The organism is Sphingobacterium composti, assembly GCF_009829075.1.
In the GTDB taxonomy this organism is placed as follows: Bacteria; Bacteroidota; Bacteroidia; order Sphingobacteriales; family Sphingobacteriaceae; genus Sphingobacterium; species Sphingobacterium composti.
In genome coordinates this window covers 1-387 of sequence record NZ_WUQZ01000071.1, presented here as the reverse complement: position 1 = coordinate 387, position 387 = coordinate 1, and the positions used below count along the sequence as shown (strand labels likewise).

Sequence of the window (387 nt, the reverse complement as noted above, 5' to 3'; positions counted from 1 at the left end):
TTTTTTTGTAATGTAATTAACAAGAGTAAAAGTATGAAAAACTGGAAGATTATTTTAGGAGTGGATGTATCAAAGTTAACATTAGACGTATGCTGGGCAGAACGTAAGCTGCATATCAGAATTGAGAATAATAGTAAAGGATTTGGGGTATTTAAAAAGTGGTGTAAAACCAATCAGATCAAACTGGAAGAAACGTTAGTAGTAATGGAATATACCGGAGGTTACGAATACCGGTTTGTTCAGTTTTGTGAGTCAGGAAATATCGCTTATTGCCGGGTACCGGGCTTAGAGATCAAGCAATCGATGGGTATGACCAGAGGGAAGAGTGATCAGGCAGACGCTTATCGTATCGGACAATATGGTGAAGAAAAGCGTAGACGTCTGGAA

At 38.5% G+C, this 387-nt stretch carries 1 protein-coding gene; it reads left to right on the top strand.

From position 1 onward, the window contains the following. Nucleotides 1–33: 33 nt before the first annotated feature. Nucleotides 34–387: IS110 family transposase (locus GOQ17_RS16105; RefSeq protein WP_159639074.1), on the top strand; the 354-nt coding region annotated here is incomplete at its 3' end.